The following is a 15,927-nucleotide window of genomic DNA, read 5'->3' on the forward strand; positions in this document are numbered from 1 at the left end:
TCATCGGTGATACCGGCCCGTTACGAGCACCCGAGCCAGTACGGTGAACGGTGCAGGTCGGCGTGGGAACGAGTGAGGGTTTTGTGGACGTCTTCAAGGTGCACGAGCAGCTGATCGCCGACTACCAGGACTTCACCACAGGCTCCGTCGTCGTGAAGAACGAGCGGATCGAGGAGACCGTCCGCGAAGCACTCGTGCAGGGCAACCAGTGGCCCGACCCGTGGCTGTCCCTGAACCCCAGCTTCGCCCCCGGCGGAACCGTCGGTCAGTTGGTGGCCGAGGGGCTGCTGCACCCGGAGTGCGAGCGGATCTTCCGCGTGGGCAAGGAGAAGAACCGTCCGCCGGAGCAGGGGCGCCCCATCGCCTTCCACCGTCACCAGCGCGACGCGATCGAGGTGGCCCGGGCCGGCGGAAGCTACGTGCTGACCACGGGCACCGGCTCCGGCAAGAGCCTCGGCTACATCGTGCCGATCGTGGACAGTGTGCTGCGCGCCAAGCAGCAGGGAGCCACCTCCGGCGTCCAGGCGATCATCGTCTACCCCATGAACGCCCTGGCCAACAGCCAGAAGTACGAGCTGGAGAAGTTCCTGCAGCACGGCTACGGCGAGGGCCATGAGCCCGTCACCTTCGCGCGGTACACGGGCCAGGAGAGGGAGGACGAGCGCGAGGAGATCCTCGAGAGCCTGCCGGACATCCTGCTCACCAACTACGTGATGCTGGAGCTGATACTCACCCGGCCCCGGGAACGCAAGGCCCTCATGCGCGCCGCCCAGGGCCTGCGGTTCCTGGTCCTGGACGAGCTGCACACCTACCGCGGGCGCCAGGGCGCGGACGTCGCCCTGCTCGTCCGCCGAGTACGCGACGCCTGTGCCGCGCCGGACCTGCAGGTAGTGGGCACCTCGGCGACCATGTCGACCCAGGGCACCCTCCAGGACCGGCGGCGGGCCGTGGCGGACGTGGCGACGACCCTCTTCGCCACCCCGGTCACCCCGGAGCGCGTCGTGGGCGAGACGCTGGTGCGCGCCACCCGCGATCAGGATCCGGCAGACGCGGCACTGACCGAGCGCATACGGTCGCGCGCGCCCTCGACCGACTACCACGTCCTCGCCGCCGATCCGCTCGCCTCGTGGATCGAGACCGTATTCGGTCTGCGTACGCTCACCGACGGGCCGGACAAGGGCACTCTGGTTCGGGCCGAGCCGACGACCGTCCAGAAGGCGGCCCGGAAGCTCGCCGCGCGCACCGGCGAGTCCGAGCAGGCGTGCGTGGCCGCCATCCGTGACACGTTGCACGCCGGATCCCAGGCCAAGGACCCGGAGACCGGCCGGCCGCTGTTCGCCTTCCGGCTCCACCAGTTCCTGTCCAAGGGCGACTCGGTACACGTCTCACTGGAGGACGAGCGGACCCGGTACATCAGCCGCACCTACCAGGTGCGGGTGCCCGGGGCCAAGGACAAGATCCTGCTGCCGCTGTCCTTCTGCCGCGAGTGCGGCCAGGAATACCTGACCGTGGCCCGCGAGGAGCGTACGGACGGCTCGTACCGCTTCCGGCCGCGCACCGAGGACGACGAGGACAACGGCTACCTGTACGTCAGCGCCGACAACCCCTGGCCGGACGAGACCGGCAAGGCGATCGCCGAACAGCGCTTCCCCGACAGCTGGCTGAAGACGGACGAGGACCGGGGCGTCCAGGTACTCGTCGACAGCCGCCGCAAGCGCGTGCCGCAGCCGGTGTGGGTCAGGCCCGACGGCTCGGTCGTCGACCGGGACCAGGGGCTGTACGCGGCGTACATTCCCATGCCGTTCATGTTCTGCCTCAACTGCGGGGTCAGCTACGAGTCCGCCCGTGGTAAGGACTTCAGCAAGCTGATGACGATGGACCAGGAGGGCCGCTCCACGGCCACCTCCGTCGTCAGCTCCAGCATTGTGCGGCACCTGAAGCAGCTGCCGCCTAGCGAGCTGGACGAGGACGCCCGCAAGCTGCTCACGTTCGTCGACAACCGTCAGGACGCCAGCCTCCAGGCCGGCCACCTCAACGACTTCGTTTTGGTGACCCAGTTGCGCGGGGCTCTCTACCAGGCCATGTCGGAGGCCGGCGAGGAGGGGCTGCTGCACGAGGACCTGGCACCGGCGGTGGTCGACAAGCTGGGCCTGAAGCCTCAGGACTACTCCGCGAACCCCAAGGAGGGGTCCCGCCAGGCCCGGCGCACCCTGGGCGCCCTGGCCAAGGTGGTCGAGTACCGCCTGTACCTCGACCTGGAGCGCGGCTGGCGGGTCACCATGCCGAACCTGGAGCAGACCGGCCTGCTGCGGCTGGAGTACGCGGACCTGGAGGAGATCACCGCGGAAGAGGACCGGTGGGCGAAGACCTCCGGGCCGCTGCGCACCGCGGACCCCGCCAAGCGCGCGGAGTTGTCGCGCATCCTCCTGGACGAGTTGCGTCGCGTGCGTGCCGTGGACTTCCCGTACTTCGAGCAGTCCGACTTCGACGAGCTGCGCAGGCTGTCGTACCTGCTGACGGACCCGTGGGGGCTCGCCGAGACCGAGCGCACCCCGCCTCCGCCGGGCACGGCTTACGTGCGCCCGGGCCGCCCGAACCGGTTCCGCAGCGAGATGAACATCACCGCCCGCGGCGCCTTCGGCAAGTTCTTGCGCCGTCCCGGCCAGTTCCCGGCGCTCGGCCGGGCCCTGACCCTGGACGAGGCACAGCAGGTGATCGTCGATCTGGTCGAGGTGCTGGAGGACGGCGGCCTGCTCACCGAGGTGCCCGCAGGGCGCGGTGAGTCGCCCGGGTACCGCATCAACCACACGGCGGTGGTGTGGACTGCCCGCGACGACGAGTTCGGCGCGGTGGACCGGCTGCGCCGGACGTACGGCAAGGACCGGGGCCCGCGCGTCAACCCGTTCTTCAAGAACCTCTACAAGAACGTCGCCGGCACGCTCGCCGGACTCCTCGCACGCGAGCACACCGCGCAGGTACCCGCGCCGGTCCGGGAGAAGCGCGAGGAGGACTTCCGCAAAGGCACCCCGCTGCCCCTGCTCTACTGCTCCCCCACGATGGAGCTGGGCGTGGACATCGCGAGCCTGAACGCAGTCGCGATGCGCAACGTCCCGCCGACGCCGGCCAACTATGCCCAGCGCAGCGGCCGGGCCGGCCGGCAGGGCCAGCCGGCGCTGGTGACGACGTACTGCGCCACCGGCAACAGCCACGACCAGTACTACTTCCGCCTGTCCCACCTGATGGTGGCCGGAGAGGTGGCCCCGCCCCGCCTGGACCTCGCCAACGAGGACCTGGTGCGTTCGCACGTGCACGCCATCTGGCTGGCGGAGACGGGCCTGGAGCTGGGCCGGCGCATCCCGCACATCCTGGACGCCGACGGCGAGGAACCGTCGCTGCGGCTCTTCCCGCACGTCGTCGAGCAGATCCGGGACCCCGCGGCACAGCGGCGGGCGCTGAAGCGGGCCACCGCGGTCCTGAAGGAGTCGATGGACCGGCTGAGCGCCACCTCGTGGTGGGACGAGCAGTGGCTGGAGCGCACGGTGGAGAAGGCACCGGGCGGTTTCGACAACGCGCTCGGCCGCTGGCGGGAGCTGTTCCGCAAGGCGCTGCGGGAGCGGGAAATCCAGCACCGGCGCATCCTCGACAACACCCTGGGCAAGGAAGCCTCGGCGCAGGCGGAGCGCCGCAGGCACCAGGCGGAGACGCAGCTGAAGCTGCTGAAGAACGAGGACACCTCGGGCAGCACCCTGCTGTCGGACTTCACGCCGTACCGGTATCTGGCCTCCGAGGGATTCCTGCCCGGGTACTCCTTCCCCCGCCTGCCGCTCGCCGCGTTCATCCCGGGCACCGGCCGGGCCGTGCGCGGCAGCCGGGACGGCGACTACCTGCAGCGCTCGCGCTTCATCGCGATCCGCGAGTTCGGCCCCGGCGCCTTCATCTACCACGAGGGCAGCCGCTTCCAGGTCGACCGCATCCAGCTGCCCACCAGTGCCTCCGGCGATCTGCAGACCGAGGAGGCCAAGGTCTGCGAACACTGCGGCTACCTGCACACCGGCGAGACGCTGGAGAGCACCTGCGACTCCTGCCACAAGGAGCTGACCGAGGCCCGCTACAACCTGCTCCAGCTCCGCACGGTCTTCACCAAGCGCCGGGACCGGATCTCCTCGGACGAGGAGGAACGGCAGCGCACCGGCTACTGGGTGGAGGTGTCGTACAAGTTCAACAAGCACGGCACGCGGGACGGATCACTGAACGCGACGGCGGTCGACGCGGACGGCGCACAGCTCGCCGAGCTGACCTATGGCGACAGCGCCACCGTCCGCCTCACCAACCTCGGCTACCGGCGCAGCAAGCAGCGCTCCGGCTTCTGGCTGGACCCGGTCGAGGGCAAGTGGCTGGACGCCAAGAAGGACCAGGACAAGCCCGGCAAGGAGACCACCGAGGAGCAGGACGGGCTGGAGAGCGCGGAGAAGGCGGACCGCAAGGTGCCGGTGATCCCGTATGTCCAGGACACCCGCAACATCCTGGTCCTGCAACTCACCGAGAAGGTGGCCCCCGAGGTGGCGGTGACGCTGCAGTACGCCCTGGAGCGGGGTATCGAGGCGGAGTTCCAGCTGGAGGACAGCGAGCTGGACACCGAGCAGCTGCCTCCGCTCGACGGTCCGCGGGACCGTATCTTGTTCATCGAGAGCGCCGAGGGCGGGGCGGGCGTCCTGCGCCGTCTCCAGGCCGAGCCGGAGGCGCTGCGCCGGGCGGCGGCCCGGGCTCTGGAGATCGCCCACTTCCGGCCCGACGGCACCGATACCGGCGGCCGGGAGGGCGGCCCGCTCTGCGAGATGGGCTGCTACGACTGCCTGCTGTCCTTCGGCAACCAGCGCTGGCACCAGGTCATCGACCGCAAGCTGGTGAAGGACCTGCTGCTGCGCTTCGCCGGTGCGAAGGTCGCCGACGCCGGTCCGGGCGTCTCGCGCGACGAGCACGCCCAGGCCCTCACCGACGGCGCCGACAGCTCGCTGGAGCGGCGGTTCATCGCCTTCCTGTCCAGGCAGGGCCTGAAGCTGCCCGACAAGCAGCAGGTCTTCGTCTCCAGTGCGCTGTCCCGCCCGGACTTCGTGTACGAGACGAAGACCGGCCCGGTGGCCGTGTTCATCGACGGGCCGCACCACGACGACGACGTACAGGCCCAGCGGGACGAGGACGCGCAGGAACGGCTGTACGACGACGGCTGGGACGTCATCCGCTTCCGCCACGACGACGACTGGTCCGAGGTCGTCGGCCGCTACCGTTCGGTGTTCGGCACCGACCCCTCCTGACTCCCTCTGTCTGCATCCCGCACGTTCTTCCGAAAGGTCCACCGATGACGTCGTCCACCACCGCCGCGCCTGCCCGGGACGGCGAGACGCGGATCGCGGTCGGCTCGCTGGTGCGCGCCCGCGGCCGGGAATGGGTCGTACTGCCCGAGTCGAAGCCCGAACTGCTCGTCCTGCGCCCGCTGGGCGGCACGGACGACGACATCGCCGGGGTGCTGCCGGCCTTGGAGACGGTTGAGCACGCCAGCTTCGCCCCGCCGAGCCCCGCCGATCTCGGCGACCAGGCGGCGGCGGGGCTGCTGCGCAGCGCCCTGCGGATCGGGTTCCGGTCCAGCGCGGGCCCGTTCCGCTGCCTGGCCGGCATCTCCGTGGAGCCCCGCCCGTACCAGCTGGTGCCGCTGCTGATGGCGCTGCGGCAGGAGACCGTGCGGCTGCTGATCGCCGATGACGTCGGTATCGGCAAGACGGTGGAGGCCGGGCTGATCGCCAAAGAGCTGCTGGCCCAGGGCGACGCCCGCGGGCTGGCCGTGCTGTGCAGCCCGGCTCTCGCGGAACAGTGGCGGGCGGAGCTGCGCAGCAAGTTCGGCATCGACGCCGAGCTGGTGCTGGCCTCCACGATCGGGCGCCTGGAGCGCAGCCGCCTGTACGGGCAGTCGGTGTTCCGCCCGGATCGCAACTACGTCGTCTCCACCGACTTCATCAAGTCGCCCCGGCACCGGGACGACTTCATCAAGAACTGCCCGGACCTGGTGATCGTCGACGAGGCGCACACGTGTGTCGCGGACTCCTCCCCGGGCGGCGGCCGCCAGCAACGTCAGCTGCGCTACGCCCTGCTGCGCGCCCTCGCCGACGACCCCGCACGCCACCTGGTGCTGGTGACGGCGACCCCGCACAGCGGCAAGGAGGAGCCCTTCCGCAATCTGCTCGGCCTGCTGGACAAGAAGCTGGAGTCGGTCAGTCTCGACCACGAGGCGGGGCGCACCCTGCTCGCTCAGCACTTCGTTCAGCGCCGGCGTGCCGACATCCGCGACGACTTCCGCGACGACGCCAACTTCCCGAGCGACCGGCTCTCCCGCGAGGTCTCCTACGCGCTGCACCCGGAGTACCGGAATCTCCTCGACGAGGTGCTCGGCTACGCCCGGGAGACGGTGCGCAGCGCGGACGGCGCCCTCCAACAGCGCTTCCGCTGGTGGTCGGCGCTCGCCCTGCTGCGCGCGCTCGGCTCCTCCCCCGCCGCCGTCGGCAAGACGCTGCGCACCCGGGCCGGAGTGCAGGACGCCGACTCGGTGACCGAGGCCGACGCCATCGGCAGCCGCACCGTCACCGACCCCGCCGACGACGAGTCGGCCGAGTCCGCCGACGCCGTCCCCGGCACCCTGCTGGTCCCGGGCGACACCGACCCGGACGCCCGGTCCCTGGACGAGGAGGACCGCGCCCGTCTGCTGGCCATGGCCGAAGCCGCCGAGGCGCTCGCCGGCCCGGCGAAGGACCGCAAGCTGAAGCAGCTCATCGCCACGGTGAAGGAGCTGCTGGACGAGGGCTACAACCCCATCGTCTTCTGCCGTTTCATCTCCACCGCCGAGTACGTCAAGGACCACCTGGACGCCGCCCTCAATAAGGGCACCAAGGGCAAGAAGGGCAGCGGGAAGAAGACGTACGCCGTCGAAGCGGTCACCGGTGAGCTCTCCCCCGACCAGCGGGTCGCTCGTATCGCCGCCCTGACGGAGGAAGACGAGGACGGCGAGACTCCCCCGGAGCGCCGGGTGCTGGTGGCCACCGACTGCCTGTCCGAGGGCGTGAATCTCCAGGAGAGCTTCGACGCCGTCATCCACTACGACCTCGCCTGGAACCCGACCCGGCACGAACAGCGAGAAGGTCGCGTCGACCGCTTCGGGCAGCGCAGGGACGTCGTCAAGGCGGTCACGCTGTACGGCGCTGACAACGCCATCGACGGCATCGTCCTGGACGTGCTGCTGCGCAAGCACGCCCGTATCCGCAAGGCGACCGGTATCTCCGTACCCGTGCCGGACTCCTCCGAGAACGTGATGCAGGCGGTCCTGGAGGGCCTCATCCTGCGTGGCGAACGGGCCGAGTTCGAGCAGGAGGGCCTGTTCACGGTCGAGACGGTCGCCGGGAAGCAGGCGGCGGACCTGCACGAAGCCTGGCAGAGCGCTGCCGAGCGGGAGAAGGCCTCCCGCTCCCGGTACGCGCAGCACGCGGTGAAGAAGGACGAGGTGGCCAGGGAGGTCGCCGAGGTGCGGGCGTCGCTCGGCACGGGCGAGGAGGTACGCCGCTTCACCCGCCACGCCTTGACCGCGCTGCGTGGCGTCGCCGGCCCGCTGCGCGGCGAACCGGACGGCTTCACCCTGCACACGGACGCCCTGCCCGCCGCCCTGCGCGACGCCTTCGGCACGCTGCTCGGCCCGCGCCATCCCCGGCCCGTGGCCTTCCATGACACGCCGACCGCCCCGCGCGGCGAGGTGGCGCTCACCCGCACCGACCCAGTCGTGTCGTCCGTCGCCCGCTTCGTGCTCGACGCGGCGCTCGACGACCGGATGCCGCAGTGGCAGCGCCCGGCCCGCCGCTGCGGAGTGGTCCGTACGACGGCGGTGGCCAAGCGCACCACGCTGCTCCTGGTCCGCTACCGCTTCCAGCTCACGCTGCCCGGCCGCGACGGCAGAAACTCTCAGCAACTGGCCGAGGACGCCCGCCTGCTGGCGTTCCGGGGCGGCGCGGCGAACGCCGAGTGGCTGCCCGAGGAGGAGGCGTTCGCGCTGCTGGACGCCCGTGCGGCGCAGAATACGGAGCGCCAGTTCGCCGAGGACCACATCACGAAAATCCTGTCCTCTCTCGACTCCCTCATGCCCACGCTGGAGCAGCACGGCGAGGAGTTGGCGGCCCGCCTGCTGGAGTCGCACCGCCGGGTGCGCGGCGCCTTCCGCGACGTGCGGGGCGCCTCCGGCCCGGCCCGCCGAGGCCTGCGCGTCGCCGTGCAGGGCCGCCCGGACGTGCTCGGCGTGTACCACTACCTGCCGGTCCCCGTCCTCACCGGCACCACCACGAACGGGGAAGCCCACTGATGAGCCTTGCGAAGACCATCGTCACCGACTCGGTCCTCACCGTGGGCGGCCTGCTGCCGCCGGACATGCTGATGCGCGTCCGCGACGGCAAGGACGTCCCGGGTGCCCAGCCGTCCGACTACGGCCTGTTCGCGGTCAACGACACGGTCCGGGACGCCGCCGAGCGTTCCTGGTCGTACCTCAAGGGCGTGTGGGCGGCCTTCCAGGACCAGCTGGTCAGGGACGGCGCCGACCGCAACGACGGTATCCCGGCCGTGGGCGTCACCGTCGAGCGCTGGCTGCTGCCGCTGTTCGAGCAGCTGGGCTACGGCCGCCTGCCGGACGCGCCCGGGGAGGGCCTGCCGTCAGCGGACGACGAGAAGCGGTTCGCGGTCAGCCACGTGTGGCAGGGCACGCCGGTGCACCTCACCGGCTGGAACGTCGACCTGGACCGCAGGAGCGCGACGCTGCCCGGCCCGGCCCCGCAGTCGCTGCTCCAGGAGTACCTCAACCGCAGCGGCGACCAGGCCCTGTGGGGCGTGCTCGCCAACGGCCGGCTGCTGCGCCTGCTGCGCGACTCCACCTCCATGGTCGGCTCGGCGTACGTCGAGTTCGACCTCGAGGCCATCTTCGAGGGCGACCGCTTCGCCGACTTCCTCCTCCTGTGGCGCCTGACCCACCGCTCCCGCCTGGAACCCCACGGCGACAGCGGCCCGGCCGGCTGCTGGCTGGAGAAGTGGCGCACGGAAGCCATCGCCAGCGGCACCCGCGCCCTCGACCAACTGCGCAAGGGCGTGGAAAAGACCCTGGTCACCCTGGGCACCGGCTTCATCTCCCACCCCGACAACGGCGGGCTCCGCGAGGAGCTCCACGAGTCCGAGGTCACGGTCCGGGAGATGCACCCGGCGCTGCTGAACCTGGTGTACCGCCTGCTGTTCCTGTTCGTGGCGGAGGACCGCGACCTGCTGATCCCGCCGGACGCACCGGCCGAGGCCCGCGAGCGCTACGACAAGTACTTCTCCACGGCTCGCCTGCGCCGCACGGCCACCCGCCGCACGGGCAGCCCGCACGGCGATCAGTGGCACGCCCTGCGCCTGGTCCTGGACGGCCTCGGCAAGGAGGGCGGACTGCCCGAGCTCGGCCTGCCGGGCCTGGGCGGCCTCTTCGAACGCACGGATAAGGACGAGGTCCTGGACGGCCTGGAGCTGTCCAACGAGGCCCTGTTCACGGCGGTGAAGGCACTGTCCGTCGTCGTCGACCCGAAGCTCAACCGCCCCCGCCGCGTGGACTACCGCCACCTCGGCGCGGAGGAACTCGGCTCGATCTACGAGTCCCTGCTGGAGCTGGTCCCCCGCTTCAACCCCGCGGCGAACAGCTTCGAGCTGCGCACGCTCGCCGGCAACGAACGCAAGACGACCGGCTCGTACTACACACCCTCCTCGCTCATCGACTGCCTGCTCGACTCAGCCCTGGACCGGGTGATAGACGACGCGGTCAAGTCGGGAGCGACCCGGGAGGAGCAGGAGGCGGCCCTGTTGCGCCTCACGGTCTGCGACCCGGCGTGCGGCTCCGGCCACTTCCTGGTCGCGGCGGCCCGCCGCATCGCCAAGCGCCTGGCGGCCGTCCGTACGGACTCGCCCGAGCCCAGCGCCGAAGCCACGCGTACGGCTCTGCGGGACGTCATCGGCCGCTGCATCTACGGCGTTGATCTGAACCACATGGCCGTGGAGCTGGCCAAGGTGTCCCTGTGGATAGAGTCCCTGGAGCCCGGCAAGCCGCTCAGCTTCCTCGACTCGCACCTCAGGCACGGCAACGGCCTGGTCGGTACGACGCCGAAGCTGCTTGCGGAGGGCCTGCCCGACGAGGCGTTCAAGCCGATCGAGGGCGACGACAAGACGTGGGTGACCCTGCTGCGCAAGCGCAACGCGGCGGAACGGGCGGCGTGGCAGGCCCGATCGTCGGGCGTCCACCAGGGCGAGCTGTTCACGTCGGTCACGGCGCTGGCCGGCTCGAACGAGAAGCTGGCCCGGGCGGCGGCGGACATCACCAACGCGCCCAACGACGACCTGGAACACGTGCACCGGCAGCGGGACGCGTACCTGGCGCTCACGGCGGACCCCGAGTCGGACTACGTCCGTGAGCGGGACCTGGCCGACGCGTGGTGCGCGGCGTTCGTCTGGGAGAAGACCAAGGAGGCCCGTCCCCCTGCTCTGACGCTGGAGAGCCTGCTCGCCCTGCGGGAAAGCGGCTGGGAGAAGCTGCCGGAAGGCACGCGGAAGAAGGTTCACCGGCTGCGGGACGAGTACCGGTTCTTCCACTGGCACCTGGAGTTCCCCGAGGTGTTCTCGGTGCCGGAGGACGCGGACTTCTCGGCCACGGGGGTGGATGAGCGCACCGGGTGGGGCGGGGGGTTCAGCTGTGTGCTGGGGAATCCGCCGTGGGAGCGCGTCAAGCTTCAGGAGCAGGAGTTCTTCGCGACGCGCAGCGAGACCATCGCGGGCGCGAAGAACAAGGCAGCCCGGGAACGGCTGATCAAGGCGCTGGTGACGAGTGAGGAACCGGCGGAGCGCAAGCTGTACACGGACTTCGCCGCGGCCAAGCGCCAGGCGGAGGGCGTCAGTCACCTGCTGCGCGACTCGGGCCGCTTCCCGCTGGCAGGCCGTGGTGACGTGAACACGTACGCCGTGTTCGCCGAGACGGCGTCCCTGAGCATCGCCCCGCACGGGCGCTTCGGCCTGGTGCTGCCGACGGGCATCGCTACGGACGCGACGACGGCGCCGTTCTTCTCCGACCTGGTGCGCAGCGCACGGCTCGCGTCCTTCCTGGACTTCGAAAACGAGGCGTTCCTGCTGAGCCGGGCCGTGGACCACCGGGTCCGCTTCTGCCTCCTGACGGTGGCGGGCCGGGAGGAGCGGGTGCGGGAGGCGTCCTTCGCCTTCAGCACGCGGTACATGGAGGACCTGCCGAGCCGCCGCTTCGCGATGCCGCCGGAGGAGATCCTGCTGGTCAACCCCAACACCGGGACACTCCCGGTATTCCGCTCACGCCGGGACGCCGAGATCACGCTGGGGATCTACCGCCGGGTACCGGTCCTGATCAGGGAGGGCGACCCGGACGGCAACCCGTGGGGCCTGTCGTTCATGCGGATGTTCGACATGTCCAACGATTCCCATCTGTTTCGCACACAGGAGGAGTTGTCGGCCGAGGGCTGGACCCTGAACGGCAACGTCTTCGAGCGGGACGGGCAGCGGTACCTGCCGCTGTACGAGGCGAAGATGCTGCACCACTTCGACCACCGCCTGGGCACGTACGAGGGCCAGACGGAGGCGCAGGCCAACATGGGGACGCTGCCTCGGTTGACGCCGGAGCAGCATGACGATCCTGCGTTTGTGCCGATGCCTCGGTACTGGGTGCCGGAGCTCGACGTGCACGCCGGGAAGAAGGACCGGAAGGGCAAGCCGGTCAGGGAGCATGGGGTGGCTTCACGGTTGGCGGAGCGGGAGTGGCGCCGCGAGTGGTTGATGGGGTGGCGGGACATTGCTCGGTCGACCGATACCCGCACAATGATTGGGTCAGCTCTTCCGGCGTACGGTGTCGGCCACAAGTTCCCGCTCATGCTTGTGCGGTCTCAGGCCGCCACGCTCCAGGCCGTCCTCGCCTCATTCGCCTTCGACTACGTGGCCCGGCAGAAGGTCGCTGGCACGTCCATGACGTACGGCTACGTCATGCAGTTCCCGGTTCCCGAGCCGGATGCCGAATTTCCCTTCCCGGCTGCCCCTGAGCCGACGAGCCTTGCCGACTGGTGCACGCCCCGTGTGCTGGAACTCGTCTACACCTCAAACGACATGGCCGACTTCGCCGCCGACCACGGCCTCGACGGCCCCCCGTACCGCTGGGACGACGAGCGCCGCATGCTCCTCCGCGCCGAATTGGACGCGGCCTTCTTCCACCTCTACGGCCTCGACCGCGACGAAGTCGACTACGTCATGGACACGTTCCCGGTCATCAACCGCAAGGACAAGGCCGCCCACGGCACCTACCGCACCAAGAACCTGATCCTCGACATCTACGACCGCATGGCCGAGGCCGAGCGGACCGGCACCGCCTACCAGACCATCCTCGACCCGCCTCCCGGCCAGGGCCCCCGCCACCCGGCGTGACCCAACCGCACCACCGCGCCTGAGCACCCCCACCGGCGCACCGCCCACGCGGTGCGCCGTACTCGGCGTCTCCATCAACCGCTGCACCGCCCAGGAGCCGCCCATGGAACCACGCAACTACCGGATGGTCGTGTCGACCAAGCAGGACTTCGTCACGGCCTCCGCCATCGCGGACCGCCAACTGCACCACTGGCTGAGCGTGCTGAAGCCGTACGACACCTCGGCCCTGGACGAGGGGCGCAACGAGATAGCCGAGGGTGTGACCCTCGACCACGACGCAGTGTCCGGCCGGCATGGTGCGTACTCCCGCTGGCGGTTGCGTGAGTGGAAGGACCACCCGGTCCAGGGCACCTGGCAATCCACGCTCGTCGTCCGTTCGGACCCCCGGGAGGACGGCCACCGCACGTGGATCCAGGTCGACATCGAGCACCTCCCGGCGTCGTCGGACGTGCGGCTCATCCGCGCCAACACCCCGGGCATCGCGAAGCTGTTACTCGACACGCTCGACGCTCAGGACGGTCTCGCCGACGTCGGCACAGTCCCGAAGTTCATCGAGCCGGACGACGTGGAGGAGGTGATCGAGGAACTCTGCGACCTGGACCGCCGGCTCCCCATAGTCGTGGCGAGCGTCCCCTACGGACAGAACCCGGAAGCCTGGACCGAGAAGGTCGTCGAACCGGCCTTCAAGCACCTCACCGGCCTCGCCGTAATGTACGTGCTCCGCCCGGACGCACAGCAGTTGTTCGAAGACACTCTCGACTACCACCGCGTCTTCGGCGGCGGCATCCGCACCTACCTCCCGGGCGTGGACCCGGCCTGGCAACCCGACGCCCAGCGCCACCCTGTGATGTCACGCGCCACGCTGGAGGCGAACCCGAAACGCGCGGCAGCCATCCTCGCGGCCCTCCCCCAGAGACTGGCCCTGCGCCTGCCGCTCCCCGGCCCCCTGGACAACCTGCCCGTCCAGCGCACCCGCCCCCGCCCGGCGGCCCACGGCTCCGGTCTGGAAGAACTCCGTGCGAAGAACGCCACCCTGACCACGATGCTCGACGAGGCCGAACAGCGCGAGAACGCCTTCGCGGACGTGCTGCGCGACCTGCGCCAGCAACTCCAGATCGCGGAGGAGCTGGAGTTCGACCAGGCCGCCGAGAACCAGGACCTGTACTCCAAGCTCAAGCACGCCGAGCGTCAAGTACGGGTCCTTCAGATACGGCTTGAAAAGGCAGGTCAGTACGACCTCGCGCACGCGCCCGTCGAGGAACCCGCCGACTGCCCCGCCACCTTTGCCAAGCTCCTCGACCGGATGGGCCAGTTCCGTCACCTACGGTTCACGGGCAACCGGAAGATCATGAGGGAACTCGACGCCCAGTGCATCGGCAACTGGGTCGAGGTCGCCTGGGACGCTCTCCACGCCCTCAACGCCTACGCCTCTGCGTCAGCCGCCGGCACGGCGGGCGGCGACTTCCGCTACTGGTGTTCCCACCTGCCGGACGACTGCCAGCACCCCTTCCCGGCGGGCAAGGTCAAGATGAAGGAGTCCAAGACCGTCGGAAGCCGCGAGGACTGGCGCCGCGAGCGCACGTTCCCGGTTCCTGAGGCCGTCGACCCCAGCAGAAAGCTGTTCATGGAGGCCCACCTCCGCATCGGCGGCGGCAACATGGTGGCCCCACGGCTCTACTTCCACGACGACGGCCCCAACACCGGCCTGATCTACGTCGGTTACCTCGGCCCGCACCCCACCAACACCAAGACCTGACGGCTCAGCGTCCGGAGGCGAACCGTACGAACGCGTCCCACTCCCGGCGCCGGAAGGCGAGCTGGGCACGGGCGGGATCCTTGGAGTCCCTCACGTGCACGGCGCCGGGAGCGGCGGCGACCTCCAGACATTCGCCGCCCTCGTTGCCGCTGTAGCTGCTCTTGAACCAGCTGAGGCGCACGGGTTCGGCAGTGCTCATAGTTCTCCCAGCATGCTGTTGATCAGGTCGAGGGACTCCCGCATGGTGAGCGCCTGAGCCCTGATGCTTTCGTACCGTGCGGCCAGGATACGTACGTCCTCGGTATCCGTGAGCAGGCGGCTGCTGTTCTGCACCTCCGTGTATCCGACCTGCGGCTTTCCCTTCGGTGTGAGCAGGACGAAGGGGCCGCCCATCCCGGCGTGCCCGCTCCGGTCCGTCGGCATCACCTGGAGTTCCACGTTGCGCAACTGGGCGAGCCTGATCAGTTGCTCCAGCTGCTCCTTGTGAACCTCCGGTCCGCCAATGGGCCGCCGCAGCACTACCTCCTCGACGACCGCCGTCACCATGGGCGGCGGCCAGTGCGTCAGGATCTCCTGGCGGGCCATCCGCGAGGCCACCCGTTGCTCGATGATGTCTTCACCCAGCAAGGGCTTGCGCATCTCGTACAGCGCCCGGATCCGCCGCTCGGTCTGCAACAGGCCGGGAATGTCGTGGTTGTTGTAGAAGTTGATCTCAACAGCCTCCCGCTCCAACCGCGCATAATCCCAAAACCAAGCCGGATGCCGAACCCGCGCCTTCGCCTTGGCCCTCTCCACGTCCTCAATGGCGGCCTTCAACACCCCACCGCCCTCGAGGAGTTCGTCCGCCGCCTCTAGCAACTCCCGCTGCGGCGTCCGCCGCCCCCTCTCCACCGAGGAGATCAGATCCTCGCTGTATCCGAGCGCATCGCCGAGCTCCTTCTGCGTCATCCCGGCCCGTTCCCGCAGCACCTTCAGCTGCTTGCCGATCGCCCGCATCAGGTCACTGCTCAGCTCGCCGTCGTCGCACGACTCGTAGGACTCCTGCGCCTCCGCCACCGTCACCCCCATCTCAGGTCACGGCCGACATCCCGCACGGAACACCGTCCGTACCGGTACACACACCCTCCGTACCGAAGGGATTGCTGGTCAGCGTAGAGCGAGCCGACCACGCTCGGTGAACATGAAGTCGCAAATCCCCACCCCCGGGGCGACCCGGCATTTCACCCAGCTCCTCAGCGCCACACCCCCGCGGTGCCCGCGTGGCCCGGCTCCTGACGGTGCAGCAACTCGCGGAGTGGGGCTGGCCGCCCACCTGCACCGCCAGTGAGTCCGCCGGCCTGGTGGTCGCCGAGTTGGCCGCGAACGCGGTGACCCACGGCCGGGTGAGAGGCCGCTGCTTCCGCCTCAGGCTGGTCGTCGAGGCGCCGGACACCCTCCGTGTCGAGGTCGCCGACCCCCGCGGCGACCGTCGACCCCAGCCCCGTACCACCACCTCCCCCGACTCCGATGCCGAGTCCGGACGCGGCCTGGTCCTCGTCGACGCGCTCGCCACTCGCTGGGGCACGGTTCCCCGGCCGCCTTCCGGGAAAACCGTCTGGGCATGTCTCCCGCTCACCTGACGGGGAATGCGAGACAGTCCGTCC

At 69.9% G+C, this 15,927-nt stretch carries 7 protein-coding genes; 5 read left to right on the forward strand and 2 right to left on the reverse strand.

All coding sequences use genetic code 11. The annotated features are described in order from the left end of the window. The first annotated feature begins 62 nt into the window (after positions 1–62). From ACIBBD_RS01410 to ACIBBD_RS01425, 4 genes are all read left to right on the forward strand, one after another. The gene (locus tag ACIBBD_RS01410; protein ID WP_399417196.1) at positions 63–5,312 is read left to right on the forward strand and encodes a DEAD/DEAH box helicase; all 5,250 of its coding nucleotides are present in this window, start codon (positions 63–65) and stop codon (positions 5,310–5,312) included. A gap of 44 nt (positions 5,313–5,356) precedes the next feature. After that, positions 5,357–8,389 (forward strand): helicase-related protein, encoded by a 3,033-nt coding sequence (locus ACIBBD_RS01415; protein ID WP_399417197.1) that lies wholly within the window; start codon positions 5,357–5,359, stop codon positions 8,387–8,389. Further along, entirely contained in the window at positions 8,389–12,528 is a 4,140-nt protein-coding gene (locus ACIBBD_RS01420; protein ID WP_399417198.1) for an Eco57I restriction-modification methylase domain-containing protein, read from the forward strand. The genes ACIBBD_RS01415 and ACIBBD_RS01420 overlap by 1 nt, the downstream gene beginning before the upstream one ends. Before the next feature lie 103 nt (positions 12,529–12,631). Then, positions 12,632–14,284 (forward strand): hypothetical protein, encoded by a 1,653-nt coding sequence (locus tag ACIBBD_RS01425; RefSeq protein WP_399417199.1) that lies wholly within the window; start codon positions 12,632–12,634, stop codon positions 14,282–14,284. Positions 14,285–14,288: 4 nt separating this feature from the next. Here ACIBBD_RS01425 and ACIBBD_RS01430 read toward each other — a convergent pair whose 3' ends face one another. Next, positions 14,289–14,483: a DUF397 domain-containing protein gene (locus ACIBBD_RS01430; protein WP_399417200.1), complete on the reverse strand. Its 195-nt coding sequence runs from the start codon at positions 14,481–14,483 to the stop codon at positions 14,289–14,291. Continuing rightward, complete coding sequence (locus ACIBBD_RS01435) at positions 14,480–15,346, reverse strand: helix-turn-helix domain-containing protein (protein ID WP_399417201.1); 867 nt, start codon at positions 15,344–15,346, stop codon at positions 14,480–14,482. The genes ACIBBD_RS01430 and ACIBBD_RS01435 overlap by 4 nt, the downstream gene beginning before the upstream one ends. Positions 15,347–15,543: 197 nt before the next feature. Here ACIBBD_RS01435 and ACIBBD_RS01440 point away from each other — a divergent pair, with 197 nt between their 5' ends. Continuing rightward, a complete protein-coding gene (locus tag ACIBBD_RS01440) occupies positions 15,544–15,903 on the forward strand; it encodes an ATP-binding protein (RefSeq protein ID WP_399417202.1) in 360 nt (119 codons plus the stop codon). The last annotated feature ends 24 nt before the right edge of the window (positions 15,904–15,927 follow it).

This window comes from Streptomyces sp. NPDC051315 (assembly GCF_044455165.1).
Lineage (GTDB): Bacteria > Actinomycetota > Actinomycetes > Streptomycetales > Streptomycetaceae > Streptomyces.